Origin of the sequence: Jatrophihabitans lederbergiae, from assembly GCF_031845305.1 — a bacterium.
Lineage (GTDB): Bacteria > Actinomycetota > Actinomycetes > Mycobacteriales > Jatrophihabitantaceae > Jatrophihabitans_A > Jatrophihabitans_A lederbergiae.
This window is the reverse complement of the sequence record NZ_JAVREH010000002.1, coordinates 51,141-77,006: the sequence shown is the minus strand read 5'-3', so window position 1 is coordinate 77,006 and position 25,866 is coordinate 51,141. Positions and strand designations below refer to the sequence as shown.

Genomic DNA, 25,866 nt, shown 5'->3' with positions numbered 1-25,866 from the left:
CGGTGAGCGATGCCACGCACGCACGCGGCCGCCTGCTCAGTACGATGGAGATTTGGCGTTGCGGGGCTCGTTGCACGGCGCTACCAGCTAGGTGACACGAACATCCTTAGGGTATTGGAGGCGGACGGCTCGCATGTCCACACAGGTTCACCAGCTCGATCGAGTCGTCATCCGGATCGCCGGCGACTCCGGCGACGGTATGCAGCTCACCGGCGATCGCTTCACCCAAGAGACTGCCAACTTCGGCAACGACCTGTCGACGCAGCCCAACTTTCCCGCTGAGATCCGGGCTCCAGCCGGAACCCTCGCCGGAGTGTCGTCCTTTCAGCTGCACTTCGCCGATCACGACATCCTGACGCCCGGCGACCGCCCCGACGTGCTGGTGGCGATGAACCCCGCGGCGCTCAAGGCCAATCTCGGTGACCTGCTCAAGGGCGCGACGATCATCGTCGACACGCGGGACTTCACCGAACGCGCGCTCGCCCGGATCGGCTGGTCGTCCAACCCGCTCGAGGACGGCACCCTCGAGTCCTTCACGGTGCACGCTCTGGATCTCACGCAGCTCACCCTGGACGCGCTGGCAGGTACCGCGCTGTCGCGCAAGGACGCCGGCCGCTCCAAGAACATGTATGCCCTGGGCCTGCTGTCGTGGATGTACTCGCGTCCCACCGAGGGCACCCTCCGGTTTCTGCGCGAGAAGTTCGCGAAGAAGCCGGACATCGCCGAGGCCAACATCGCGGCGTTCAAGGCCGGCTGGAACTACGGCGAGACCACCGAGGCCTTCGGCGTCTCGTACGAGATCAAGCCCGCCCCGCTACCGGCCGGGTCTTACCGCAACATCGCCGGCAACCTGGCACTGGCCTACGGGCTGATCACCGGAGCCCGGCTGGCGAAGCTGCCGCTGTTCCTGGGCGCCTACCCGATCACGCCGGCCTCGGACATCCTGCACGAGCTGTCCAAGCACAAGCGCTTCGATGTCACGACGTTCCAGGCCGAGGACGAGATCGCCGGTGTGGGCGCTGCGCTCGGCGCCAGCTTCGGTGGAGCGCTCGGCGTCACCACCTCATCCGGGCCTGGCATCTCGCTGAAGTCCGAGACGATCGGGCTGGCCGTGTCGCTGGAGCTCCCGCTGGTCGTCGTCGATGTGCAACGTGGTGGCCCGTCCACCGGCCTGCCGACCAAGACCGAGCAGTCCGACCTGCTGCAGGCCATGTTCGGGCGCAACGGCGAGTCGCCGGTTCCGGTGATCGCCCCGCAGTCTCCCGCCGACGCCTTCGACTCGGCCATCGAGGCCGTCCGGATCGCCACGGTGTACCGGACTCCGGTCTTCCTGCTGTCCGATGGCTACATCGCCAACGGATCGGAGCCGTGGCGGCTGCCCGAGGTCGCCTCACTACCTGATCTCACGGTGGAGTTCCAGACCGAGCCCAACGCGGACAACGCCGACTTCCTGCCCTACCTCCGCGACCCCGAGACGCTCGCGCGTCCGTGGGCCGTTCCGGGCACCGCCGGGCTGGAGCACCGCATCGGCGGTATCGAGAAGGCCGACAAGACCGGCAACATCTCCTACGATCCGGACAACCATGACTTCATGGTGCGGACGCGGCAGGCGAAGGTCGACGGGATCGCCAAGACTATTCCGCCGCTCGAGGTCGATGACCTCACTGGTGACGCGAAGGTGCTGGTGCTCGGCTGGGGGTCGACGTACGGGCCGATCGGCGCGGCGATCCGCCGGGTACGGCGAGCCGGCTACCCCATCGCGCAGGCACACCTGCGACACCTCAATCCCTTCCCCTCGAACCTGGGCGAGGTGCTGGCGCGCTACGACAAGGTCGTCATCCCCGAAATGAACCTCGGCCAGCTCGCGTTGCTCATCCGGGGTAAGTACCTCACCGACGTCATCTCGGTCACCCAGGTGCGGGGCATGCCATTCCGCGCGGCGGAGCTGGCCGAGATGCTGCAGGGAGTGTTGACCGATGCCGAGTGACCAGCTCGTCGGCAACGGACTCAGAAGTGGAGCGGACTACCAACATGACTAACCCAGCGAGCGGAGCCGAGGGCCTGCGATCCCTCGGCCTGAAGGCCAAGGACTTCAAGACCGACCAGGAAGTGCGTTGGTGCCCGGGTTGCGGCGATTACGCGGTCCTCGCGGCCGTCCAGGGATTCATGCCCGAGCTGAACATCCCGCGTGAGGACATCGTCTTCATCTCGGGGATCGGCTGCTCGTCGCGGTTCCCGTACTACATGAACACCTATGGCATGCACTCCATCCACGGACGCGCTCCGGCCATCGCCACCGGACTCTCCTCCAGCCGTCCGGACCTGCACGTCTTCGTCGTCACCGGCGACGGCGACGCGCTGTCCATCGGTGGCAACCACCTGATCCATGCGCTGCGGCGCAACGTCAACCTGACGATCCTGCTGTTCAACAACCGGATCTACGGCTTGACCAAGGGCCAGTACTCGCCGACCAGCGAGCAGGGCAAGATCACCAAGTCCACCCCGTTCGGTTCGCTGGACAACCCCTTCAACCCGGTGTCGCTGGCACTGGGCGCCGAGGCGACCTTCGTCGGCCGGACCCTGGATTCGGACCGCAAGCACCTGACCTCCGTACTCCGGGCCGCCACCGAGCACGAGGGCACCTCCCTGGTGGAGATCTACCAGAACTGCAACATCTTCAACGACGGCGCCTTCGAGCTGCTGAAGGACTCTGACACCAAGGGCGACTGGATCATCCCGCTGGAGCACGGGCAGCCGATCCGTTTCGGCGCCCCGACCGGGCCTACGGCCAAGGCCGTGGTGCGTGACCCGCTGACCGGCGGGCTGACCGTGGCGGAGGGCGTTGCCGTCGATGACTCCCGAGTGGTCATCCACGACGCGCACAACGCCGACCCGTCCTACGCCTTCGCGCTCTCGAGGCTGTCCCAGGCCGACAGCCGGCTCTCGCCCATGGGCGTCTTCCGCGACGTGTCGCGTCCGAGCTACGACAAGCTGCTCAACGACCAGGTCACGATGGCCAAGGCGCAGGCACCGGGCGACGACGAAGCGCTGATGAGCCTGCTGCGCGGCAGCGACACCTGGACGATCGGCTAACGGCGCTCGCGACGTGAGTTCGAACGAGGACAACCGCAAAGGTCTGATCTACGGCTCGGGGGCTTATCTGCTCTGGGGCCTCTTCCCGCTCTACTGGCCGCTGCTCAAGCCGGCCGGCGCCATCGAGATCCTCGCGCAGCGGATGATCTGGTCGCTGCTGTTCATTGCGATCGTTCTTCTCTGTACCCGCAACTGGTCCGGGGTCCGGGCGGTAATCGCAGACCGAGCCGCGCTGTCTCGGCTCGCGCTCGCCGCGGCGTGCGTCTCCGTCAACTGGGGCGTGTACATCTGGGCCGTCAACAGCGAGCACGTCGTCGAGACGAGCCTGGGCTATTTCATCAACCCGCTACTGACGATTCTGCTCGGGGTGTTCGTGCTCAAGGAGTCCTTGACGCGATCGCAGTGGATTGCCGTCGGCATAGCCACGGTCGCCATCGTGGTCCTGACCATCGACTACGGCAGGCTCCCCTGGATCGCGCTCACGCTCGCGGTGTCATTCGCGGCATATGGTTTTCTCAAGAAGCAGGTCAGTGCGGGGGCCGTGGAATCACTGGCCATCGAGACCGCCGTGCTCGCGTTGCCGGCGCTGATCACGTTGACGGTACTGGCAAACCGGTCCCAGCTCACCTTCGGCCACCACAGCCACTCCACCACGCTGCTGCTGGCCGGCAGCGGCGTGATCACCGCGATTCCACTGCTGCTGTTCGGCGCGGGTGCCAGTCGGCTGCCCCTGAGCACGATCGGGCTGTTGCAGTACCTCGCTCCGGTGCTGCAGTTCGCCGTCGGGGTGGGCGTCCGGCACGAGGCGATGCCGCTGCCCCGGCTACTGGGCTTCGCACTCGTCTGGGTCGCGCTGGTCATCCTCACCACCGAGGCCCTGCGCAGTTCTCGCCGCAACCGTGACACGGCGCAACCGGAGCCGATCAGCACCTAGGGCTTGCGAGTGAGCGTGCCTCGCCGGGTTCCGCCGATGACCAGCAGCAACCCTAAGAACGCGACGATGCCCACCAACCCGAGCGGCAGCATGCCCGCCGACAGGCTTGCCTGGCCGATCCGGCTCGGCAGCGCGACGATCTGGCGCTTGAGCAGACGCCGTGGCTGCGGCGCGCTCGGCGTGACCGGCGCCTTGGTGCGCGCGTGCGAAGTCGCCGCCGAGGAGTGACCGGACGGCGCTGAACTGCTCGGTGCGGCGTTGGTTTGCTGAGCGTTGCCCTGCTGGATGCTGCTCTGCGGGGCGTTGCTCTGCTGGGTGCTGCTCTGCGGGGCGTTGCTCTGCTGGGTGCTGCTCTGCGGGGCGTTGCTCTGCTGGGTGCTGCTCTGCGGGGCGTTGCTCTGCTGGGTGCTGGTCTGCGGGGCGTTGCTCTGCTGGGTGCTGGTCTGCGGGGCGTTGCTCTGCTGGGTGCTGGTCTGCGGGGTGCTGGTCTCTTGGGTGCTGGTCTGCGGGGTGCTGGTCTGCGGGGTGCTGGTCTGCGGAGCGGCGCTGGGGTTCGGGCCTCTGGTCCTGCTCGCCGCAACGACCACCGTGGAGGCGGCGGGAGTAGCGCCGCTGCGGGTAGTTGCCGAGGTCGGTGCGGGAGTAGCAACGGTCGTCGGCGTGCTCGGGCGAGCACCGGTCGGCGTACTGGGCTCCGCACCGGGCGGTCTGCTCGGCTGAACGCCAGGCAGCGTGGTGGCTGTCGGCATCACAGCGGTGGCACCGTACTCGGTCAGGCCGGTCAGGCCGGTCAGGCCAGTCAGTGCGACGAGGAGGCGCCGGGTGGCCGCCGCAGCCGATGACAGGCGATCGCTCGCGCCTTCGGCACCCTCAGCGGTGAAGCTGAGCCGGAGGAGCTCGATGGCCGCTGCCTGAGCGGTCTCCTGAGCGGTCTGTGCCGCCGCCGCGGTGGCGGGAGCGGCCGTGAGGTTCCAGCGCTGGGCACCACGGGCGGTTACCGTCACCTTGCCGGATGTGGACGTGCCTCGTGTAGAGGTCGTGGCGTGTGCAGATGTCATGGGTGTAGACGTCGTGCCGTGTGCAGATGTCATGGGTGTAGACGTCGTGCCGTGTGCAGATGTCGTGGCGTGTGGAGAGGTGGAGTGTGGGGCGGTGGCGCGTGGAGAGGTGGCGCGTGCGGACGTCGTGGCGCGTGTCGACGTGCTGGCGGGCCGCCGGTGGGTTGAGGCGGCGTGCGACGGCTGGCGACGGGCGACCGGGCGGTGAGTCGACCTCGTATGCCCAGCCTTACCAGCAGCAGCGGTATGGGTGGATTTCCCGGCCGATCCAGCTTTGCCCGGTCGCAGGCTTTGGTGAGCGGGCTTGCGGTGCGATCTCGCCTTCGCGGCGCGGCCCCGGCCAGCGGCCTTCGGCTGATCGGACTTCCCGTGTACTGCCACCTTGTCCGGCCACTTGCTATGTGCCGACGTCCTGCGAGCCGACGTGCGGTGGGTCGAAGTCTTGCTATGTGCCGACGTCCTGCGAGCCGACGTGCGGTGGGTCGAAGTCTTGCTATGTGCCGACGTCCTGCGAGCCGACGTGCGGTGGGTCGAAGTCTTGTTAGCGGACTCCTTGTGAGCCGACGCGCTGTGACTGACATGCAACACGCTCGTGACGGCACGGCCACCACTCATGGCAGCGGGCGAGGCACCTGTCGGCCGCGACGTTCCGCCCATCGCACCCGCCGGAGCCGAGAGCACCAGCAACATTCCGGCCACAGCCAAACATCCGAGGACGGTGACCCACCCTGCTCGCCGACCACTGGTCTTCAACCGCACCAACGATTCCTCCACGCATACATCACCCGTACCGGCCGCAGCGCACAGGTACCCACTCGCACTGGCCGCTCGAGTGGCAGGGCGCCAGCCGGTCCGTCCAAGAGGTCCCGAGTGTACCCCGATTCAGGCCGATGTATATCCCGCGTGAAAGATAGAGTTCGTGTTGCGGTCAAGACCCAGGAACTAAGCGGAACGTTGCCCGGCGCGTGCCTCTGCACGAGCCCGTAACCGCTCGCGCTGCTCGACGAACCGCGATGCCTGCTCGTCCAGGCCCGACACGAATGCGGCCAGCTCTTCGCGCGCCTGCTCACCGGCCGCCCCGAGATCGTCCCGGTCGAACACCCGCCAGAATTTCAACACCGGCTGGACCACCGCGTCGTGATGCAGCCGCAAATCATAAATGCCCGCCTTCGCGATGGTGACCGAGTTGCGGGTGAAGTCGGGCATGTTGGCGCCCGGCATCTTGAAACCGACGACCTCGTCGCGGACTGCCGCCATGGTCTCGTCCGGCGCGATCTCGAAGGCAGCGGCGACCAGGTTGCGGTAGAAGACCATGTGCAGGTTCTCATCGAGAGCGATGCGAGCGAGCAGCTGCTCGGCCAGCGGGCACCCGGTCGCCTTGCCGGTGTTGCGGTGCGACACCCGGGTCGCGAGCTCCTGGAAGGACACATACACCACTGCCTGCAACGGGGTCTTGTCGCCGGAGTCGTAACCGGCGGCCATGTGCTCCATCCGAAGGCCCTCGAGCTTCACCGGGTCCACGCCGCGGGTCACAACCAGGTAATCGCGCAGGGCGATGCCGTGCCGGCCCTCTTCGGCGGTCCATTGGCCGACCCACTGCCCCCAGGCACCGTCCCGGCCGAACTGGGTGGCGATCTCGCGGTGGTACGAGGGCAGGTTGTCCTCGGTCAGCAAATTGACGATCATCGCCGTCTTCGCCACCGGATCGAGCGGGGAGTCCTCGGGACGCCAGTCCTCACCGCCCAGGAAGGCGAAGTCACGGCCGCGGCCCCAGGGCACGTAGTCGTGCGGCATCCACGGCTTCGCCACGGCCAGGTGGCGTTCGAGATTGGCCTCGACGGTGGGCTCGAGCTCATGCAGCAGCCGGGCCTGAACACCCTCTGCGCCGGACGGGATTCTGCCTGCCTGGACGGTCATTGACGATCTCCGATGTCATGCGGACGACGAACCTACGCTTCCGTAGGTTACGCCAACGGGCGCCGCAGCCGGCGCCAGGCTCAGCGCGGCCGCAGCATCGCCGACGGCGATCTCAACGGTGCGCAGTATCTCCAGCGGCAATCTTAACCGGTGCGCAGCATCGCCGACGGCGATCTCAACCGGTGCGGACCACGACAAGGTCGGCCAAGGCGTTCAGCGCGGCCTTGGCGGGAACGTCCGGTAGGCCCACCAGGGTGGCCCGAGCGGCCTCGGCGAAGGACAGCATCGTCTCTCGCGCCTGCTCGATGGCCCGAGATGAGCGCAGCAGCGCCAGGGCCTCGGCGTGCTCGGCGTCGCCGAGCAGCGGCTTGCTCACCAGCTCGCGCAGCCTGCTGTCCGCGGGGTCGGTGGAGCGCAGCGCGTAGAGCACCGGCAGCGTCTGAATCCCCTCCCGGAGATCGGTGCCCGGAGTCTTGCCCGACTGGCCGGTGTCCGAGACGATGTCGAGAATGTCGTCCGAGATCTGGAAGGCGATGCCGAACTGCTCACCGAAAGCGCGGAGGCTCGCGATGGTGTCCGGGTCCACGCCGGCGAACCGGGCGCCGAACTCGGCCGACGTGGCGATCAATGAGCCGGTCTTGTCGGTCAGCACGGACAAGTAGTGGTCGACCGGGTCGACCCCGGGCCTCGGTCCGACGGTCTCACGGATCTGGCCGGTGACCAGGCGCTCGAAGCAGCGCGCCTGGATCCGGACCGCCTCAGCACCCAGGTCGGACAAGATGTCCGACGCCCGGGCGAACAGGAAGTCGCCGGTCAGGATGGCAACCGTGTTCGTCCATCGGGAGTTCGCGGCGGTGGCGCCCCTGCGTACGGTCGCCTCGTCCATCACGTCGTCGTGGTACAGCGTCGCCAGGTGGGTCAGCTCACAGACCACTGCGGACATCACCACGCCGTCGCCGTCCGGGTCCCCGAAGTGCGCGGCCAACAGCGTCAACAGCGGCCGGAACCGCTTGCCACCGGCCTCGACCAGGTATCTCGCTACATCGGCGACGAACTCGTCCTCCGACTGCACCGATGCCCGCAAGGCGAGTTCGATGGTCTGGAGGCCGTTCCGTACGGCCTGCTCGAGCTCGGGGTCGTCGAACTGGATGCCGACGGCCATTAGCGACGCCTGGGAACTCACCCGCGTAACTTAGCTGCCTTGTCGGCCAGGTCGAGCAGCGGCTGTGGAAAAACCCCCAGCAGCAGTGTCGCCACGGTCCCGACCGTGATGGCGATGGTCGAGACCGCCGACGGAATCGCCACCGTCGGACCGTCCTCGGCGGGCTCGGCGAAGAACATCATGACCACGATGCGCAGGTAGAAGAACGCGGCGATGGCGGAGGTGACCAAGGCGATGACGACCAGCGGACCAGCGATGTGGTAGGCCGCCCGGAACACCACGAACTTTCCCGTGAACCCGCTGGTGAGCGGAATTCCGGCCAGTGCCAGCAGCAGGAAGGTGAACGTCACCGCGAACAGCGGCGAGCGCTTGGCCAGGCCCGACCACTGCGACAGGTGGGACGCCTCGCCGTTGCCATCCCGGACCAAGGTGACCAGGCCGAACGCCGCGATGGTGGTGAAGCCGTAGGCCACCAGGTAAAACAGCACGGCGGAAAGGCCGGCTGAGTCCAGCGACACCAGGCCCACCAGAATGAACCCGGCATGCGCAATGGAGGAGTACGCCAGGATTCGCTTCAGGTCGGTCTGGGTGAGGCCGATGATGGCGCCGACCACCATCGAGGCGATCGCGACGGCCCAGATGATCGGCCGCCAGTTCCAGGCGCTGATCGAGAACCCGACGTACAACACGCGGATGATCGCGCCGAACGCGGCGATCTTGGTGCACGACGCCATGAAGGCGGTGACCGGCGTCGGCGAGCCCTGGTAGACGTCCGGCGTCCAGGAATGGAACGGCGCGATGCCGGCCTTGAACAGCAGGCCGACGATCAGCATGCCGAAGCCCAGGTACAGCAGGGTGTCGGATTGGGTCGACGTGCTCTGGGCCTTGAGGATGTCGAACAGGTCGACCGACCCGGCGTAGCCGTACAGCAGCGCCAGACCGTAGAGGAAGAACGCCGACGCGAAGGCACCCAGCAGGAAGTACTTGATGGCAGCTTCCTGGCTGAGCAGCCGGCGACGGCGGGACAGGCCGGCCATCAGGTACAGCGGCAGGGACAGCACCTCGAGCGCCACGAACATGACCAGCAGGTTGTTGGCCGCCGGGAAGATGAGCATGCCGCCGACCGCGAACAACAGCAGCGGGAAGACCTCGGTCTGCACCCGGTTGCTGCTGGCCAGCCGGCGGTCCGACGGGGAGCCGACCACCACGGCGGCGGCCGCGACGATTGCGCCGCCCGGCTCGAAGCTCCGCTCGGCGAGCAGCATCACCGACAGGCCCCCGAGAACCAGGATGGTGCCCTGCACGAACAGCGACATGCCGTCGATGGACACCGCTCCGGCCGCGGTCAGGGTGGACGTCCCGCGCAGCAGGATGACCGCAATCAGCGACGCGAACAGCGACGCGAGGGTCAGCGTCAGCTGGGCGTTGAAGCGCTGGGCCCGGGGCACCGTCGCCTCGACCAGGATTCCGACGCACGCCGCACCCAGCACGATCAGGATGGGCGCGAGCGCGGCGTAACTGATCGACGGTGCCTTGATCACCGCTGTCGGGTCGCCGACGGCCGCCGAAACAACGCTGAGCGGGCTCACTTCTGTCCTCCGAGCTGGGCCGCGTTCTGAGGCTGGGGATCGGTCTTTCCGACATCCTGCATGGTGAACTTCACGGCGGGGTTGATGATGTCGATCACCGGCTTGGGGTAGATCCCCAGCGCGAAGATCAGCACGATGAGCGGCGCGACGGCGAAGATCTCGCGGGCATTCAGGTCCCGGAAGGCGGCCACCTTCTCACTCACCACGCCCTGCATGGTGCGTTGGTACAGCAGCAACACGTACAACGCGGCGAGGATGATGCCGGTGGTCGCGATGATGGCCAGTGCCTTGTGCCGGGTGAACGTACCGAGCAGGGTCAAGAACTCGCTGATGAACGTGCTCATGCCGGGCAGCGCCAGCGCTGCCAGCCCCGCGATCAGGAAGGTGCCGCCCAGGCGTGGGGTCACCTTGGCGGTACCGCTGTAGTCAGTGATCTGCCGGCTTTTGCCGCGGGCCACCACGTAGCCGACCACGATGAACAGCAGGCCGGTGGCCAGGCCGTGGTTGAGCATGTAGAGCACCGCGCCGGTGCCGCCCTGGGTGGTGAAGGCGAAGATACCGAGGCCGATGAAGCCGAAGTGAGCCACCGACGTGTAGGCAACCAGGCGCTTCATGTCGCGCTGCCCCATCGCCAGGAACGCCGCGTACAGCACGCCGATGACAGACAGGATCAAGATCGGCTGGGCGAAGTAGCGCGACGCCTCGGGGAACAGCGGCAGGCAGTAGCGCAGGAAGCCGAAGGTACCGACCTTGTCCAGCACGCCGACCAGCAGCGCGGCACCACCGGCCGGGGCCTCGGCCCCGGCGTCCGGCAGCCAGGTGTGGAAGGGGAACAGCGGTGCCTTGATCGCGAAGGCGATGAAGAAGCCGAGGAACAGCCACTTCTGGGTCGCGCCGGTCGGCACGTGGCCGACGAGGTCGGTGAAGGCGAAGCTGGACGTGCCCGAGCTGACATACACACCGATCACCGAGGCCAGCATCAGCAGGCCGCCGAAGAGGGAGTACAGGAAGAACTTCATCGCCGCGTACTGGCGGCGCGGGCCACCGAAGCTGCCGATGATGAAGTACATCGGCACCAGCATCGCCTCGAAGAAGACGTAGAAGAGGAACACGTCGGTCGCCGCGAAGACGCCGATCATGAACACCTCGAGCAGCAGGATCAGGCCGAAGTACGTCTTGGGCGAACGGGTGGTGGTCTCGAGTTCCTCGGCGTCCGTCACGCTGTCGAAGGTGTTCCAGGACGACAGCACCACGCAGGGCACGAGCAGGGTCGCCATGGCGATCAGGACGAGCGCGATGCCGTCCACGCCGAAGGCGAAGTGCACGCCCAGGTTCTTGATCCACACCCACGAGGCGTTGAACTGGAACCGGCTGGCGCCCGCGGAGGTCTTGAAGTCCACGCCCAGCACGATCGCGTAGAGAAAGGTGATGACCGAGGCGAAGAGCGCGATCTGCTTGGCCAGCAGGTTCTTGCCGGTCGGCAGTGCGAAGATCGCGATGCTACCGATCAGCGGGACCGCCAGCAGGCCGAGCAGGGTCAGATTGTGCATCAGGAGAACCTCACCGCGAGCAGCACCGCGAGGATCACGGCAGTGCCAGCAAGCATCGACAGGGCATAGGACCGAACGAAACCTGTCTGCGTCCGGCGGAGCCGACCGGACCCGCCTCCCAGCCCGGCCGCGAAAGTGTTGACCGCCCCGTCCACCCCGCGGTTGTCGAAGAACACCAGTCCTCGAACCAACCACTGCCCCGGCCGCATGAGAACCGTCTCGTTGAAGGCGTCGGCGTAGATGTTGCGCCGGGCTGCGACGGTGATCGGCGAGCCGGCGGGCTGGACGACCGGGACCGGCCGGCGGCCGAAGGCCAGTACCGCGCCGGCCACGCCGAAGGCGACGACCACCAGCGTGAGCGCCGTCAGCACAGTCGACGAGATCGTATGGGCGCCAGCCTCGATGGGCTTGCCGACCGAGGGCTCCAGCCAGTTCTGCAAGCTGCCGCCGAAGGTGAGCAGGAACCCGCCGACCAGCGCCAGTAAGCCGAGCACGATCATCGGCGCCTTCATCGTGACCGGCGCCTCGTGCGGGTGCACGTCGTCTTCCCAGCGACGCTTGCCGTGGAAGGTCATCACCAGCGCGCGGGTCATGTAGAACGCGGTCAGGGCGGCACCGAGCAGCGCCACGATGCCGAGGATCCAGCCGGAGGTGCCGCCCTTGTCGAAGGCGGCCTCGATGATCTTGTCCTTGGTGAAGAAGCCGGTCGCGCCGGGGAAACCGATGATCGCGAGGTAGCCGCAGACGAACACGCCGTAGGTGATCGGCATGACCCTGGCCAGGCCACCGAAGCGGCGCATGTCGATGCGGTCGTTCATCGCATGCATGACCGAGCCGGCGGAGAGAAACAGCGCCGCCTTGAAGAAGCCGTGCCCGACCAGGTGCAGGATGCCGATCGCATAGACGCCGTTGCCGAGCCCCACGGCCAGGAACATGTAACCGATCTGGCTCACCGTGGAGTAGGCGAGCACCTTCTTCAGGTCGTCCTGCCCGAAGGCACAGACGCAGCCGTACAGCAGCGTGATTGCGCCGATCACCGTGACCACGGTCCGGCCGTCCTGCGTGAGGTTGAAGATGGGCGCGGACCGGGCGATCAGGTACACGCCGGCGGTCACCATGGTCGCCGCGTGGATGAGTGCCGACACCGGGGTCGGCCCCTCCATGGCATCCGGCAGCCACGTCTGCAGCGGGAACTGCCCCGACTTTCCGCAGGCACCGAGCAGTAGCATCAGCGAGATGGCCAGGATGACGCCGGGCTTGAGGGCGTTCAGCGCGCCGCCGTACAGGACGTGCTGGAAGTCCGTCGAGCCGACGTAGACGAACATCAGCATGATGGCGATGGAAAGGCCCACATCGCCGACGCGGTTGGCGATGAACGCCTTCTTGGCTGCCGTACCGGCAGCGGGGCGGGTGTAGTAGTAGCCGATGAGCAGGTAGGACGCCAGGCCCACGCCTTCCCAGCCGACGTAGAGCACCAGGTAGCCGTTGGCGAGCACCAGCAGCAGCATCGCCGCGATGAACAGGTTGAAGTAACCGAAGAAACGGCGCCGGCCGGGATCGTGGGCCATGTAGCCCACGGCGTAGATGTGGATCAACGACCCGACCCCGGTGATCAGCAGCACGAAGGTGAGCGACAGCGGGTCGAGCAGGAAGCCGACGTCGACGTCGAAGCCGCCCACCGGAATCCAGCTGAACAGGTGCAGGTTGCGCTCGCGTCCCTCACCGCTCTCACCCCGGATGGAGAAGAACAGCATCGCGGCGTAGATGAACAGGAGCACCGGCACCAGCGCGCCGAGCAGGTGACCCCATTTGTCGGCTCGCTTGCCGAATAGCAGCAGGACGGCGGCGGACAGCGCGGGGACCGCCACCAGCAGCCAGGCTGCGGACTGAATTCCGTGAGCGGCGTTCAAGTTTCTACAGCTCCCTTAGTACTTCAGGAGGTTTGCGTCGTCGACCGAGGCCGACCGTCGCGTCCGGAAGATGGACATGATGATGGCTAGGCCGACCACGACTTCAGCCGCGGCCACGACCATGACGAAGAAGGCCATGATCTGACCGTCCAGGGTGCCGTTGATGCGGGCGAACGTGACCAGGGTCAGGTTCACCGCGTTGAGCATGAGCTCCACGCACATGAACACGACGATCGCGTTGCGCCGCACCAGCACACCAACGGCGCCGATCGAAAACAGCGCCGCGGAGAGAACCAGATAGTAGGTAGGCGTCACGAGAGGTCACCGTTTCGTCCGGGCAGCGCGTCCCGGCCGCCCACCTTGAGGGGTGCCCCACCCAGCAGCGACTCGCCGGCGATGGAGCCGTCCGGAAGCAGCGCGGGAGTGCCGACCGCGTTGCCCGAGGAGAGCACACCCGGTCCGGGCAGCGGCTGCGGGCGACCGGAGCGGATGCGCTCGCGGGCCAAGCTCTTCTGCGTCGGCTTGGGCCCGTCCCGCTCGATGTGCGCCAGGATCATGGCACCGACGGCCGCGACGATGAGCAGTGCCGAGGTCAGCTCGAAGGCGAACAGGTACTTGGTGAACAACTGGTGGGCGATGCCGTTGACGTTGTTGCCGTACTGGCCGTTCGCCTCGTCCAGGTTCTTCACGCTCTGGCCGGTGAACGCGCGGCCGATCGCCAGGGCGACCAGCAGGGCGAACGCCAGGCCCGAGAGCAACGCCGCTATTCGCTGCCCGCGCAGCGTCTCGACCAGGGAGTCCGAGGAGTCACGGCCGACCAGCATCAGCACGAACAGGAACAAGATCATGATGGCGCCGGTGTAGACGATGATCTGCACGAGCCCGAGAAATGGCCCCTGCTCGATCAGGTAGAACAGGCCGAGGCACATCATCGTGGCGACCAGCGACAGTGCCGAGTGGACCGCGTTGCGCAGGGTCACCGTGCCGATGGCGCCGAGCAGCGCTACCGGCCCGAGAATCCAGAACGAGACGGCCTCGCCGGTCGTCACCTTGCTAGTGCTGGCCGCGGCGAGCACCACCTGTGTCGCACTCATGCGTGGTGACCCCCGACCTCGATGGCGTTGCTCGTGATCGGCCGGCCGGCGACGTTGGCCCCGCTCTGCGGCGCGCCTTCTTCTTTGCGGGGCGTGTAGTAAGCCTTCTCGTCATCACCGAGGCGCATCGGGTGCGGCGGCGCCTCCATGCCGGGAAGCAGCGGGGCCATCAGCTGCTCCTTGGTGTAGATCAGATCCTGGCGGTTGTCCAGCGCCAGCTCGTACTCGTTGCTCATGGTCAGCGAACGGGTCGGGCAGGCCTCGATGCAGTACCCGCAGAAGATGCAGCGCAGATAGTTGATTTGGTACACCTTGCCGTAACGCTCACCCGGTGAGTAGCGCTCCGTCTCGGTGTTGTCGCCGCCCTCGACGTAGATCGCGTCGGCGGGGCAGGCCCAGGCGCACAGCTCACAGCCGATGCACTTCTCGAGCCCGTCCGGGTGCCGGTTGAGCACGTGCCGGCCGTGGAAGCGCGGCGCGGTCGGGAAGACCTCGAACGGGTACTGCTGGGTATAGACCTTCTTGAACATCGTCGAGAACGTCAGCCCGAAGCCACCGGCGAAGCTCGCCAGGGTGGCATTGGGCTGGTTGAACTCGTCCTCGTCCAACCGCTTGGCCGAGACATCGAGCGGTGCCGGCACGTCGTTGGTGGTCACGGGCAGCGGGGCCTGCCGGTCCGCGGGAACCGCGGCACCGGTAGGCCGCGCGGCGTGGTCCGCGGACGGCGACGGCCTTGGTACGTCAGCCATTGAGAGGCCTTTCGTGTGTCGTGCTTTCTGAGGCCGGCAGAGCGGCGGAGCTCACGCCGGCGCTGACCAGCCATGGTGAGCGCGGCACGACCAGGTCCAGCGGGGGAATTGGGAAGGTGGCCGGTCGGGCTGCCTCCGCTTCTTCTTCGGTCGCGGCCTCGGCGTCGATCCGCTTGCTGCGCCGCAGGTCGACCAGCGCCCAGCTGGCGATGATCGCCACGACGGGCAGGCCGACGACCAGGATCACCGCGAAGGCGTTCCAGCCCTCGTTGCGGAGCACGCGCATGGTGGTGATGGCGAGGATCCAGACCAGGTTGATCGGGATCAGCACCTTCCAACCGAAGTGCATGAACTGGTCGTAGCGCAGCCGCGGCAGCGTGCCACGCAGCCAGACGAAGCCGAAGATGAAGAGGATCACCTTGGCGGTGAACCACACCATCGGCCACCAGCCGGAGTTCGCGCCGTGCCAGAGCGACAGCGGGAACGGGGCGCGCCAGCCACCGAGGAACATCGTCGTGGCCAGTGCCGAGACGGTGACCATGTTGATGTATTCGGCAAGGAAGAACAGGGCGAACTTCATCGAGGAATACTCGGTGTGGAAACCGCCGACCAGCTCCGACTCCGCCTCTGGCAGGTCGAACGGTGCGCGGTTGGTCTCACCGACCATCGCGATGAGGTAGACCCCGAAGGAGACGAACAGCGGCAGGGCGTTCCAGATGTGATCGCTCTGGTACTGCACGATGCCCGACGTCGACATGGTTCCGGCGTAGAGAAAGACCATGACGAGCGACAAGCCCATGGCGACCTCGTAGGAGATCATCTGCGCGGCCGACCGCAGCCCACCGAGCAGCGGGTACGTCGAGCCGGACGCCCAACCGGCCAGCACGATGCCGTACACACCGAGCGACGAACACGCCAGGATGACCAGCACGCCGACCGGAAGGTCGGTCAGCTGGAGCTGCGTGTGGTGGCCGAAGATCGACACCCCGGGGCCGAACGGGATGACGGAGAACGCCAGGAAGGCCGGCACCGCCGACAGGACGGGAGCGATCCAGTACACCGGCTTGTCCGCCAGCGTCGGGATGATCTCTTCTTTGAAGGCGAGCTTTATGCCGTCCGCCAGGGACTGCAGGATGCCCCACGGTCCGGTCCGGTTCGGGCCGATCCGGTTCTGCATCCGCCCGACGACCTTGCGCTCGAACACGATCGAGAACAACGTCATCACGACGAGAAACACGAAGACGCCGAGGACTTTGATCAGGACCAGCCAGAACGGGTCGTGCCCGAATCCGCCGAGTGTCGAACCGGTCTGGTCCGCCACCGCCAGAATGGCCGCGTGGTTCATGCCGCACCTCCACGTGCCACACCGAGATCTGAGCTTGGGTCAGCGGCCAACGCCGGAGTCACGGTCACCGCGTCGCCGTGCACCGCGTTGAGCAGCGTGCGGACCGAGCCGTGCCGGTGGTTGGCGGGCAGCCACACCACGCCGGGCGCCGCCCGCTCGGTGAGCTGCACGGCCGCGGTGATCGAGCCGTGGGCGGTGCTGACCGTGACGGCGTCGCCCTCGGAAACCCCGAGTCCGGCGGCCGTCTGGGCGCCCAGGACCACCCGCAGCGGCTTCGCGGTACCGGCGAGGTTCTCTTCACCGTCGGTGAGCGAACCGCCGTCGATCAGCTCGTGCCAGGTCGCCAGGACGGTCTGATTACCGCGCGGCTGGACGCGGTGGGCACCGCGGGGGTACCTGACGGCCCGTGGAGCGCTCACCCGGACGGTGGCAACCCCCAGGGCGTCGAGCTCGACGCGGGCGTTCTCGTGGCTGGGCAGTCCGAGATTGACGTCCAGCTCGTCGGCGAGCGCGTTCAGCACCCGACCGTCCGGCAGCTGGCCGGTGTTGGTCAGCGTCAGGTCGAACGGGCGACGACGACCCTCCCAGGTGACGAAGCGGCCGGCCTTCTCGGCAGCCACCGCCACCGGCAATACCACGTCGGCGTACGGGGTGACCGACGAGCGCCTGATCTCCAGGCTCACCACGAAGCCGGCGGCCGCCAGAGCGGCCTCGGCGATGGCGCTGTCCGGCAGGTCCGCCAGATCGACGCCGCCGATCAGCAGTCCGCCGAGCGGGGCGGTGTCATCGGTCAACGCGGTCAGGATGCCGGTGAGGTCGCGTCCGGGCGCGGTCGGCACGTGCGCGTTCCACACCCGCTCCACCTGGACCCGGGCGGCATCGTCAGTGACCGGCCGGCCGCCGGGAAGCAGGGTCGGCACGGCACCTGCATCCAGCGCGCCCCGGTCGCCCGCACGGCGCGGAGCCCAGGCCAGCCGGGCCCCGGTGGCCTCGGCCAGTTCGACGGCGGCGCTCAGCGCGCCGGGGACGGTGGCCATCCGCTCGCCGACGAGGATCACGCCGGCGGTCAGTGCCTCGCGGAGGTCGACATCGAGGTCGGCGAGAACCGCCGCCTCGTCGCCGGGAACCGTCGCGATCAGGTGACCGCGCAGCTTGTCCAGGCCCCGTGAGGCAATCGCGGCGATGGAGTAGACCATCGTGATACCGGCCCGGGTGCCCTTGCGCAGTCGCAGGAACGTGATCGGCGACTCCTCTTCGGGTTCGAAGCCGATCAGCAGTACGGTCCGGGCGTTCTCGAGGTCGGTGAAGCTCACCCCACCGGTGTAGGGCGTGACGCCCGCCACCGCCGCGCCCAGGAACGCCAGCTCCTCATCCGAGTGCGGCCGTGCGCGGAAGTCGATGTCGTTGGTGCCGAGCACCACCCGGGCGAACTTGGAGTACGCGTAGGCATCCTCTTCGGTCAGCCGGCCGCCCGGCAGCACCCCGACGCCGCCGTTGTCACGGGCGCGGGCGAGACCGAGGGCGGCCGCCTCCAGCGCCTCGGGCCAGGACGTCTCGACCAGCTGCCCGGCGGCGTTGCGCACCAGCGGGTGCAGCAACCGGTCGGGCTGGTTGATGTACTGGAAGGCCCACCGGCCCTTGTCGCAGTTCCACTCCTCGTTGACCTCGGCGTCCTCACCGGCGAGCCGGCGGGTGATCTTGCCACGCCGCCAGTCGCTGCGCAGCGAGCAGCCCGAGGAGCAGTGCTCGCAGATGCTCGGCGTCGACATCAGGTCGAACGGCCGGGCCCGGAATCGGTACGAGGCGCCGGTGAGCGCCCCCACCGGGCAGATCTGCACGGTGTTGCCGGAGAAGTAGGACTGGAACGGGGTGTCGGTCGAGGTGCCGATCTGCTGCTGCGCGCCGCGCTCGAGCAGGTCGATGAACGGGTCACCGGCGATCTGGTCGGAGAAGCGGGTACAGCGCTGGCACAGCACGCACCGCTCGCGGTCCAGCAGCACCTGGGTCGACACCGCGACCGGCTTGGCGAAGGTGCGCTTGTGCTCGACGAACCGGCTCTCGGCGCGGCCGTTGCTCATCGCCTGGTTCTGCAGCGGGCACTCACCGCCCTTGTCGCAGACCGGGCAGTCCAGCGGGTGGTTGATCAGCAGCATTTCCATGACACCCTGCTGCGCCTTGTCGGCGACCGCCGAGGTCAGCTGCGTCTTGATCACCATGCCGGGCATCACCGTGGTGGTGCACGAAGCGGCGGGCTTGGGCATGCCGCGCCCGTTGCCCATGTCGGTGACCTCGACCAGGCACTGCCGGCAGGCACCGGCCGGTTCCAGCAGCGGGTGGTCACAGAACCGCGGGATCTGGATGCCGAGGTGCTCAGCGGCGCGGATCAGCAGGGTGCCCTTGGGAACCGAGAGCTCGATGCCGTCGATGGTGACGGTGACGAGGTCCTCAGCCGGGGGCTGGGTGGAGGTCGGCTTGCTGGGCGCAACGGTCATGCGGATGCTCCGGTCAGGGCTGGTGCCTGAGACGAGCCGGCATCGAGCCCGCTGTTCGGGTTCTTCGCGATCAAAGCCAGGTACTCGTCCCGGAAGTACTTGATGGAGGACATGATGCAGCTGGTGGCACCGTCGCCCAGGGCGCAGAACGAGCGGCCGAAGATGTTGTCACTGACATCGAGCAGAGTATCGAGGTCGGCGAGAACGCCCTCACCGTGCCAGATCCGCTCCAGGATCTGGGCCGTCCAGTAGTTGCCCTCGCGGCACGGGGTGCACTTGCCGCACGACTCGTGCTCGTAGAACTGGGTCCACTTGAGGACGGCCTGCACGACGCTGTCGTCGGTATCGAAGATCATCACGGCCGAGGTGCCGTTCATGGAACCGGCCTTGCCGACCGAGTCGAAGTCCAGCGGCACGTCGAGGTGCTCGGCCGTGAACAGGGGCGTGGACGAACCGCCGGGGGTCCAGAACTTCAGGTCCTTGCCCCGGCTCATCCCACCGGCCATCTCAAGCAGTTCGCGCAGCGTGGTGCCCATGGGCGCCTCGTACTGGCCGGGGTTCTTGACCCGCCCGGACAGCGAGTAGATCGAGGTACCCGGCGAGCCGTCCGGCCCCATCTTCTTGTGCCAGGCCGCGCCGCCCAGCACGATGTACGGAACGCTGGCCAGGGTGCCGACATTGTTGACGACGGTGGGCGCGTCGTACAGGCCGTTGGTCGCGGGGAACGGCGGCTTGAGCCGGGGCTGGCCGCGCTTGCCCTCCAGCGAGTCGAGCAGCGCTGTCTCTTCGCCGCAGATGTAGGCGCCGGCACCGCCGTGCACGGTGATGTCGAAGCGCAGACCGCTGCCGAGGACGTTGTCGCCCAGGTAGCCGTGGGCGTAGGCCTCGTTGACGGCCTGGGTCACCCGGCGGATCGCGTGCACCGCCTCGCCCCGGATGTAGACGAACGCGTGCGCGGCGCGAACCGCATAGCAGGCGATGATGACGCCCTCGATCATGGAGTGCGGATCGTTCATCATCAGCGGCAGGTCCCGGCAGGTACCCGGCTCGCCCTCGTCGGCGTTGATCACGACGTAATGCGGCTTGCTGGGCTCACCCGGCTTGGCCTGCGGTATGAACTGCCACTTCATACCGGTCGGGAATCCCGCGCCGCCGCGGCCGCGCAGGTTGGATTCCTTGACCAGGGCGATCAGCTCGTCCGGCTGCATCGTCAACGCCTTGCGCAGGCCGGCGTAGCCGTCCAGCCGCTCGTAGTTGTCGATGCGCCAGGGCGCGTTGGTGCCGAACCGCTTGGTCAGTACGGGGGTCAGTGCCATGTCAGTCACCCTTGCCGATTCGTTCGCTCTGGCCGCCGGTCTTGGAGTCGGCCGCCGGATCGCTTTGGAAGGTGTTGAGCGGGGCATCGTTGGCGCTCGATCCGTCGCGGGTGCCGCTGTTCTCGGCGGCGGCCCGTTCTGCGTGCCCGGCGCTGGCGGAGCCCGCGTCCTGCTCGGGCTGGTAACCGGGCGCCTGTTCGTTGCGCTGCTGCGCCAGCATGACGCCGGCCTCGGTCTGCGGGCCGGTGGCGCTCGCCCGGACGGACTCCGGACGCTGGTCGACGAAGCCGGCGATCTGCCGTGAGATCTCCCGGAAGCTGCACAGCGGCGCGCCGCGGGTCGGCAGCGGGCGGCTGCCGCCGCGCAGCTCGCTGACCAGGCCGCTGGCCGATTCCGGCGTCTGGTTGTCGAAGAACTCGTAGTTGACGGTCACCACGGGCGCGTAGTCGCACGCGGCCAAGCACTCGGCGTGCTCCAGGGTGATCAGCCCGTCGGCCGTCGTCTCGTTCATGCCGACGCCCAGGGTGTCGGACAGCGTGCGATAGATGTCGTCCCCGCCGAGCATTCCGCACAGGGTGTTCGTGCACACGCTGACCAGATACTCACCTGTCAGCTTGCGCTTGTACATCGTGTAGAACGTCGCGACCGCCGCTACCTGGGCCTTGGTCAGGCCGAGGACGTCCGCGCAGAACGCGATGCCGTCGGCGGAGACGTAGGTCTGCTCGGACTGCACCAGGTGCAGCATCGGCAGCAGCGCCGACCGCGACTGCCCGGCCGGGTAGCGAGCGATGATCTCATCGGCCGCGGCACGGACTTCTGCGTCGAAGACATCGGCATTGCCCGGGCGCTCGATGTCGATCAGCGTCAAGCGGGTGTTGGTAGACGGGCTCATCGGGTCAACGCTCTCCATCCGGATCGTCGCGTGCTCATCGGTCGCAACCGCCCATGACCGGGTCGAGCGAGGCGACGGATGCAATCACATCCGCGATCTGACCACCGATGGTCATGGCCGCCGTGGCCTGCAGGTTGATGAATGACGGCTCGCGCAGGTGAATCCGGTAGGGCCGGGTGCCACCGTCGGACACCACATGGGCGCCCAGCTCGCCGCGAGGTCCTTCGATGGGCACGTACACCTGGCCCGGAGGCACCCGGAACCCCTCGGTCACCAGCTTGAAGTGGTGGATCAGCGACTCCATCGAGCCGTTCATGATCTTGTTGATGTAGGCGGGCGAGTTGCCCATGCCGTCGGGGCCGATGGACAACTGCGCGGGCCAGGCGATCTTCGGGTCCTCGACCATGATGGGGCCAGGGGTGTCCTCGATCCGGTCCAGCACCTGGGCGATGATCCGCAGGCTCTCGCGGATCTCGGCGACCCGGACGACGAAGCGACTCCAGCAGTCGCCACCGGAGTCGGTGGGAACGTCGAAGTCATAGGTCTCGTACCCGAGGTACGGCTCGGTCTTGCGCAGGTCCCACGGCAGGCCGGCGGCCCGCAGCATCGGGCCGGTCAGGCCGAGCGACAGGCAGCCCTCGACACCGATCCAGCCGACGCCCTTGATGCGCTTGATCCAGATCGGCTGTCCGCGCAGCAGCTTGTCGACGCCGGCGACCTCTTCGTCCATCGCCTTGAGCCACTCGCGGATCTTCGGCGCGTAGCCCTCGGGCAGGTCCTGCGCGACGCCGCCCGGACGGATGTAGGCGTGGTTCATCCGCAGCCCGGTGATCATCTCGAGGATGTCCAGGCAACGCTCGCGGGCCCGGAAGCCGTTGGTCATCGCGGTCAGCGCGCCCAGCTCCATGCCGCCGGTGGCCAGCCACACGAAGTGCGAGGAGATGCGGTTGATCTCCATCATCAGCACCCGGATCAGCGTGGCACGCTCGGTGATCTCGGTGCCGAGCAGCTTCTCGACGGCCATCGAGTACGCCGTCTCGTTGAACAACGGCGCGAGGTAGTCACAGCGGGTCACGAACGTGCTGCCCTGCGTCCAGTTGCGGAACTCGGCGTTCTTCTCGATGCCGGTGTGCAGGTAGCCGACCACCAGCCGGACGTCGGTGACGCTTTCGCCCTCGAGTTCGAGGACGAGGCGCAGGACGCCGTGGGTGGACGGGTGCTGCGGCCCCATATTGAGAACCAGCCGCTCCTCGGCGATCGGGTCTTCCCCGAGCACCGAGTCCCAGTCGCCGCCGGACAGATCGAACACGCGGCCTTCGGTGGTCGCTCGGGATCGGCTCTGTGATTGTGCCATCAGCTACACCATCGACTCATCTGTGCTGTTGCTCGTGGACTGACTGCTGCCGGCAACCAGGCCGGCAGCCACGTGGCCGCTCATCGGTAGGCCCGACGCTCGTCCGGCGGCGGAATGTGTGCGCCGTCCTTGTAATCGATCTCGACACCGCCGAGCGGATAGTCCTTGCGCTGGGGAAAGCCGTCCCAGTCATCAGGCATCAAAATCCGGGTCAGCGACGGGTGGCCGTCGAAGATGACCCCGAACATGTCCCACGTCTCGCGTTCCTGCCAGTCCGCGGTCGGATAGACCGCGGTGACCGAAGGCAGGTGCGGGTCGGCGACCGAGACCGCGACCTCGAGCCGGATGCGACGCCGATACGTCATTGACGTCAGGTGATAGACGACGTGCAGCCGGGTGCCCTCGGCGCCTTCGCGGGAGAGATAGTCCACGCCCGACACCGAGGACAGGAGTTCGAAGCGCAGGCTCTCGTCGTCGCGAAACACCTGTGCCACCGCCGCGATGTGCTCACGCGCGATATGCAGGGTGATCTCACCGCGGTCGACGACGACCTTCTGTACGGCCGCATCGAAGCCGGAGTACGCGGCCTGGAAGGAGTCCATGACCTCGTCGAAGTAGCTGCCGTACGGACGCTCGGCCGGCAGCTCGACCCACGGCTGGCGCTGCAGGCCGGAGAAGCCTGAGGTGTCGCCGCTACCGGTGACGCCGAACATGCCCGGCCGGGACCGGCCGGCCGGCAGCGAGCCCGACAGCTGGGCCAGCCGGGTCTCGCGGTCTTCGGGAAGCTGGGTCACTTGGCGTACCTCTGCGCCGACGGAACCAGTTCGACCTTCTGGCCCGCGAGCTTCGCGGCGCGCTTGGGGCCGAGCGGCTCGTTCTGGATCTTGTGGTGCAGCTTCAGGATCGCGTCGATCAACATCTCCGGACGCGGCGGGCAGCCGGGCAGGTACATGTCCACCGGCACGATGTGGTCCACGCCCTGCACGATCGAGTAGTTGTTGAACATACCGCCGGAGGAGGCGCAGACGCCCATGGCGATCACCCAGCGGGGCTCCGCCATCTGGTCATAGATCTGGCGGACGACGGGGGCCATCTTCTGGCTGACCCGGCCTGCCACGATCATCAGGTCCGACTGGCGCGGCGAGGGGCGGAAGACCTCCATGCCGAAACGCGCGGAGTCGAAGCGGGGCGCTCCGAAGGTCATCATCTCGATCGCGCAGCACGCGAGGCCGAAGGTCACCGGCCACAACGAGGACTTGCGGGTCCAGTTGACCAGGCCTTCGACACTGGCCAGCAGGATCCCGTCTGGAAGTTTCTCTTCTAAACCCATGTCACCGGGCCAATCTTCTTGAAGGTAAGGCAGTAGTCGTGCATGTTCAGTCCCAGTCCAGGCCACCGCGTCGCCACACGTAGGCGTAGGCGATGAAGACGGTGCCGATGAACAGGAAGATCTCGGCCAAGCCGAAGAGGCGGAGATTCTCGCTCTCGACTGCGTAGGGGTAGAGGAAGATGATCTCGATGTCGAAGACGATGAAGAGCATCGCGGTCAGGAAGTATTTGACCGGGAACCGGTTCGGGCCCGAGGACATCGGCGCCGGCTCGATGCCGCACTCGTAAAAGTCCATCTTGGCCTTGTTGTAGCGCTTGGGCCCGGTGATGGTCGCGATGATGACGGAGAAGACCGCGAAGCCGAATGCCAGGGCGAAAAGGACCACGATCGGCAGGTACGTCGAAAGCATGGTGAACCTGCTTCCCCTCTTCCTCGTTTGAACTTCGTCCTCATCACGGCGGCGACTCACCCGCCGCAGCGGCTCTCTCAGGCTAGTAGCCTGCCGTGATCCAGTGCTGGTTAGGCTTGCCTAACCCCCTAGTGTCGGTGCTATCGCAAGGCCGGCGTCACTTTGGTCAGGGCGGTGATGATGCGGTCGCTCGCGTCACCGTCGTGCGGGTCGGTCAGGTTCGCGAGCAGCTTGAGAACGAACTTCATCAACCTCGGGTGCGGCAGGCCGTGCCTGGTGCAGGCCCGCATCACCGCGGGATTGCCGATCAGTTTTACGAACACCCCGCCGAGCCGGTAGTACGCGCCCCACTCCGCGGCCATCGCGGCCGGATAGCCGGCCAGCGCGCGCTCGCGGCCGGCGCCCTCGGGCCGGGCCAGCGCCTGCACGACCGCCTCGGCGGCGAACTTGCCGGACTCCATCGCGTACGGAATGCCTTCGCCGTTGAACGGATTGACCGAGCCGCCCGAGTCCCCGACGAGCAGCACGCCGTTCCGGTAGTGCGGGGTTCGGTTGAAGCCCATCGGCAGGCCGGCGCCCTGGGTCGGGCACAGCGCGTTCTCTTCGCGCAGGCCCCACTCCTCGGGGGTGTTGTCCAGCCAGGTGGTGAGCAGCGTCCGGTAGTTGGTCTTCTGGAAGCCCGCGGAGGAGTTCAGCACCCCGAGGCCCGCGTTGACCGAACCGTCGCCCATGCCGAAGATCCAGCCGTAGCCGGGCAGCAGCCTGGCGTCGTCGGCACCCGGTGGGCCGTCCCACAGCTCCAGCCAGGACTCGAGGTAGTCGTCGTTGGTGCGCGGGCTGCTGTAGTACCGCCGGACGGCCACACCCATCGGTCGCTTGTCGTTTCGCTGCATCCCGAGCGCCAGCGCGAAGCGGCCGGACACTCCGTCGCAGGCGAGGACGACGGGAGCGCGGTAGCTGTGCTCCGTCTTCTCGCCCGCACCAGCGCCGGCCTTCGCGGTCACACCGACGACGCGGCCCTGGGCATCGAGGATCGGCGCGGTGACCGAGGTCTGCTCGTGCAGCCGGGCACCTGCCTGCACCGCCTGCTGCACCAGCAGGTGGTCGAGATCCGCGCGCGGTCGGACGAGACCGTAATCGGGGAAGGACGCCAGTTCGGGCCAGTTGAGTTCCAGACGCAGGCCGCCGCCGATGACCCGCAGCCCCTTGTTGTGCAGCCACCCAGCCTCTTCACTGACGTCGATGCCCATGTCAACCAGCGCTCGGGTACCGCGCGGGGTCAGCCCGTCGCCGCACACCTTCTCGCGGGGGAATGTCGTCTTCTCCAGCAGCAGCACGTCGACGCCCGCGGTAGCCAGCCAGTAGGCGGCGGCCGAGCCGGACGGGCCGGCGCCGACGACAATGACGTCCGCGTCGTACGTGCGGTCGGAAGGCAACTCCCCCAGCGCACCGGCAGCAATCGTGGGAGCCGATGACGCGTCGCTGATCGCAGTCATGCCGGCCCTCCTTGCTGCGGTGCCTAGCGCGGGTCGCAATGCTCGTACCCGTGCGACGGCTCTATTGTCCACGATTCTGTGAGTTAGTGAAAACTTTCACTAACTCGCCATGAGAAGTGTAGGCCTTTCTCAGCCGTCCTATGCGCCCGGTGCGACGGCGCGGAGCGCTCACTCGA

General features: G+C 67.3%; 21 protein-coding genes. 3 read left to right on the top strand and 18 right to left on the bottom strand.

From position 1 onward, the window contains the following. Positions 1 to 133: 133 nt before the first annotated feature. The 3 genes from RM423_RS01805 to rarD are packed head-to-tail and all read left to right on the top strand — an operon-like array spanning position 134 to position 4,027. Positions 134 to 1,987, top strand: a complete 1,854-nt coding sequence (locus RM423_RS01805) for a 2-oxoacid:acceptor oxidoreductase subunit alpha (RefSeq protein WP_311421286.1) — start codon at positions 134 to 136, stop codon at positions 1,985 to 1,987. A gap of 44 nt (positions 1,988 to 2,031) precedes the next feature. Continuing rightward, positions 2,032 to 3,093 carry a 2-oxoacid:ferredoxin oxidoreductase subunit beta gene (locus RM423_RS01800; RefSeq protein WP_311421285.1) on the top strand — a complete coding sequence of 354 codons (1,062 nt, stop codon included), beginning with the start codon at positions 2,032 to 2,034 and terminating at the stop codon, positions 3,091 to 3,093. Positions 3,094 to 3,106: 13 nt separating this feature from the next. Then, positions 3,107 to 4,027 (top strand): EamA family transporter RarD, encoded by a 921-nt coding sequence (gene rarD, locus RM423_RS01795; RefSeq protein WP_311421284.1) that lies wholly within the window; start codon positions 3,107 to 3,109, stop codon positions 4,025 to 4,027. Here the strand turns inward: rarD and RM423_RS01790 are convergent. The 18 genes from RM423_RS01790 to RM423_RS01705 all read right to left on the bottom strand — a co-directional run bounded on the left by RM423_RS01790 (position 4,024) and on the right by RM423_RS01705 (position 25,690). After that, positions 4,024 to 5,031 carry a hypothetical protein gene (locus tag RM423_RS01790; protein ID WP_311421283.1) on the bottom strand — a complete coding sequence of 336 codons (1,008 nt, stop codon included), beginning with the start codon at positions 5,029 to 5,031 and terminating at the stop codon, positions 4,024 to 4,026. The two genes, rarD and RM423_RS01790, sit on opposite strands and share 4 nt — an antisense overlap. 996 nt (positions 5,032 to 6,027) lie before the next feature. Beyond that, entirely contained in the window at positions 6,028 to 7,002 is a 975-nt protein-coding gene (locus RM423_RS01785; RefSeq protein ID WP_311421282.1) for an acyl-ACP desaturase, read from the bottom strand. 175 nt (positions 7,003 to 7,177) lie between these two features. Further along, positions 7,178 to 8,164 carry a polyprenyl synthetase family protein gene (locus tag RM423_RS01780; protein ID WP_396327568.1) on the bottom strand — a complete coding sequence of 329 codons (987 nt, stop codon included), beginning with the start codon at positions 8,162 to 8,164 and terminating at the stop codon, positions 7,178 to 7,180. A 17-nt stretch (positions 8,165 to 8,181) separates the two neighbouring features. After that, positions 8,182 to 9,753: an NADH-quinone oxidoreductase subunit NuoN gene (nuoN, locus tag RM423_RS01775; protein ID WP_311421280.1), complete on the bottom strand. Its 1,572-nt coding sequence runs from the start codon at positions 9,751 to 9,753 to the stop codon at positions 8,182 to 8,184. Continuing rightward, positions 9,750 to 11,303, bottom strand: coding sequence for an NADH-quinone oxidoreductase subunit M (locus RM423_RS01770; RefSeq protein ID WP_311421279.1), 1,554 nt, complete (start codon positions 11,301 to 11,303; stop codon positions 9,750 to 9,752). The genes nuoN and RM423_RS01770 overlap by 4 nt, the downstream gene beginning before the upstream one ends. After that, a complete protein-coding gene (nuoL, locus tag RM423_RS01765; RefSeq protein ID WP_311421278.1) occupies positions 11,303 to 13,213 on the bottom strand; it encodes an NADH-quinone oxidoreductase subunit L in 1,911 nt (636 codons plus the stop codon). The genes RM423_RS01770 and nuoL overlap by 1 nt, the downstream gene beginning before the upstream one ends. Positions 13,214 to 13,228: 15 nt before the next feature. After that, entirely contained in the window at positions 13,229 to 13,528 is a 300-nt protein-coding gene (gene nuoK, locus RM423_RS01760) for an NADH-quinone oxidoreductase subunit NuoK (protein ID WP_311421277.1), read from the bottom strand. Further along, a complete protein-coding gene (locus RM423_RS01755; protein WP_311421276.1) occupies positions 13,525 to 14,307 on the bottom strand; it encodes an NADH-quinone oxidoreductase subunit J in 783 nt (260 codons plus the stop codon). The genes nuoK and RM423_RS01755 overlap by 4 nt, the downstream gene beginning before the upstream one ends. Further along, positions 14,304 to 14,837: an NADH-quinone oxidoreductase subunit NuoI gene (gene nuoI, locus RM423_RS01750; protein WP_396327567.1), complete on the bottom strand. Its 534-nt coding sequence runs from the start codon at positions 14,835 to 14,837 to the stop codon at positions 14,304 to 14,306. Before nuoI ends, RM423_RS01755 begins: the two co-directional genes overlap by 4 nt. A 211-nt stretch (positions 14,838 to 15,048) precedes the next feature. After that, positions 15,049 to 16,401 (bottom strand): NADH-quinone oxidoreductase subunit NuoH, encoded by a 1,353-nt coding sequence (nuoH, locus tag RM423_RS01745; RefSeq protein WP_311421274.1) that lies wholly within the window; start codon positions 16,399 to 16,401, stop codon positions 15,049 to 15,051. Further along, the gene (locus RM423_RS01740; RefSeq protein WP_311421273.1) at positions 16,398 to 18,893 is read right to left on the bottom strand and encodes an NADH-quinone oxidoreductase subunit G; all 2,496 of its coding nucleotides are present in this window, start codon (positions 18,891 to 18,893) and stop codon (positions 16,398 to 16,400) included. Before RM423_RS01740 ends, nuoH begins: the two co-directional genes overlap by 4 nt. Beyond that, entirely contained in the window at positions 18,890 to 20,209 is a 1,320-nt protein-coding gene (gene nuoF / locus RM423_RS01735) for an NADH-quinone oxidoreductase subunit NuoF (RefSeq protein WP_311421272.1), read from the bottom strand. The genes RM423_RS01740 and nuoF overlap by 4 nt, the downstream gene beginning before the upstream one ends. 1 nt (position 20,210) lies before the next feature. Then, positions 20,211 to 21,101, bottom strand: coding sequence for an NADH-quinone oxidoreductase subunit NuoE (gene nuoE, locus RM423_RS01730; RefSeq protein WP_311421271.1), 891 nt, complete (start codon positions 21,099 to 21,101; stop codon positions 20,211 to 20,213). A 34-nt stretch (positions 21,102 to 21,135) separates the two neighbouring features. Then, positions 21,136 to 22,458, bottom strand: a complete 1,323-nt coding sequence (locus RM423_RS01725) for an NADH-quinone oxidoreductase subunit D (RefSeq protein WP_396327566.1) — start codon at positions 22,456 to 22,458, stop codon at positions 21,136 to 21,138. Between the two features lie 77 nt (positions 22,459 to 22,535). Beyond that, the gene (locus RM423_RS01720) at positions 22,536 to 23,249 is read right to left on the bottom strand and encodes an NADH-quinone oxidoreductase subunit C (RefSeq protein ID WP_311421269.1); all 714 of its coding nucleotides are present in this window, start codon (positions 23,247 to 23,249) and stop codon (positions 22,536 to 22,538) included. After that, positions 23,246 to 23,785, bottom strand: a complete 540-nt coding sequence (locus tag RM423_RS01715) for a NuoB/complex I 20 kDa subunit family protein (protein ID WP_311421268.1) — start codon at positions 23,783 to 23,785, stop codon at positions 23,246 to 23,248. Before RM423_RS01715 ends, RM423_RS01720 begins: the two co-directional genes overlap by 4 nt. A 46-nt stretch (positions 23,786 to 23,831) precedes the next feature. After that, positions 23,832 to 24,194, bottom strand: coding sequence for an NADH-quinone oxidoreductase subunit A (locus RM423_RS01710; RefSeq protein ID WP_311421267.1), 363 nt, complete (start codon positions 24,192 to 24,194; stop codon positions 23,832 to 23,834). A gap of 140 nt (positions 24,195 to 24,334) precedes the next feature. Beyond that, positions 24,335 to 25,690 (bottom strand): geranylgeranyl reductase family protein, encoded by a 1,356-nt coding sequence (locus tag RM423_RS01705; protein ID WP_311421266.1) that lies wholly within the window; start codon positions 25,688 to 25,690, stop codon positions 24,335 to 24,337. Positions 25,691 to 25,866: the final 176 nt, after the last annotated feature.

Coding starts and splice junctions, on each gene's coding strand:
- RM423_RS01740 (WP_311421273.1), bottom strand. CDS start 18,893: ATGACCGTTGCGCCCAGCAAGCCGACCTCCACCCAGCCCCCGGCTGAG.
- RM423_RS01710 (WP_311421267.1), bottom strand. CDS start 24,194: ATGCTTTCGACGTACCTGCCGATCGTGGTCCTTTTCGCCCTGGCATTC.
- RM423_RS01715 (WP_311421268.1), bottom strand. CDS start 23,785: ATGGGTTTAGAAGAGAAACTTCCAGACGGGATCCTGCTGGCCAGTGTC.
- RM423_RS01770 (WP_311421279.1), bottom strand. CDS start 11,303: ATGCACAATCTGACCCTGCTCGGCCTGCTGGCGGTCCCGCTGATCGGT.
- RM423_RS01805 (WP_311421286.1), top strand. CDS start 134: ATGTCCACACAGGTTCACCAGCTCGATCGAGTCGTCATCCGGATCGCC.
- RM423_RS01755 (WP_311421276.1), bottom strand. CDS start 14,307: ATGAGTGCGACACAGGTGGTGCTCGCCGCGGCCAGCACTAGCAAGGTG.
- RM423_RS01785 (WP_311421282.1), bottom strand. CDS start 7,002: ATGACCGTCCAGGCAGGCAGAATCCCGTCCGGCGCAGAGGGTGTTCAG.
- nuoF (WP_311421272.1), bottom strand. CDS start 20,209: ATGGCACTGACCCCCGTACTGACCAAGCGGTTCGGCACCAACGCGCCC.
- nuoH (WP_311421274.1), bottom strand. CDS start 16,401: ATGAACCACGCGGCCATTCTGGCGGTGGCGGACCAGACCGGTTCGACA.
- nuoI (WP_396327567.1), bottom strand. CDS start 14,837: ATGTTCAAGAAGGTCTATACCCAGCAGTACCCGTTCGAGGTCTTCCCG.
- RM423_RS01800 (WP_311421285.1), top strand. CDS start 2,032: ATGACTAACCCAGCGAGCGGAGCCGAGGGCCTGCGATCCCTCGGCCTG.
- nuoE (WP_311421271.1), bottom strand. CDS start 21,101: ATGAGCCCGTCTACCAACACCCGCTTGACGCTGATCGACATCGAGCGC.
- RM423_RS01705 (WP_311421266.1), bottom strand. CDS start 25,690: ATGACTGCGATCAGCGACGCGTCATCGGCTCCCACGATTGCTGCCGGT.
- RM423_RS01780 (WP_396327568.1), bottom strand. CDS start 8,164: ATGGCCGTCGGCATCCAGTTCGACGACCCCGAGCTCGAGCAGGCCGTA.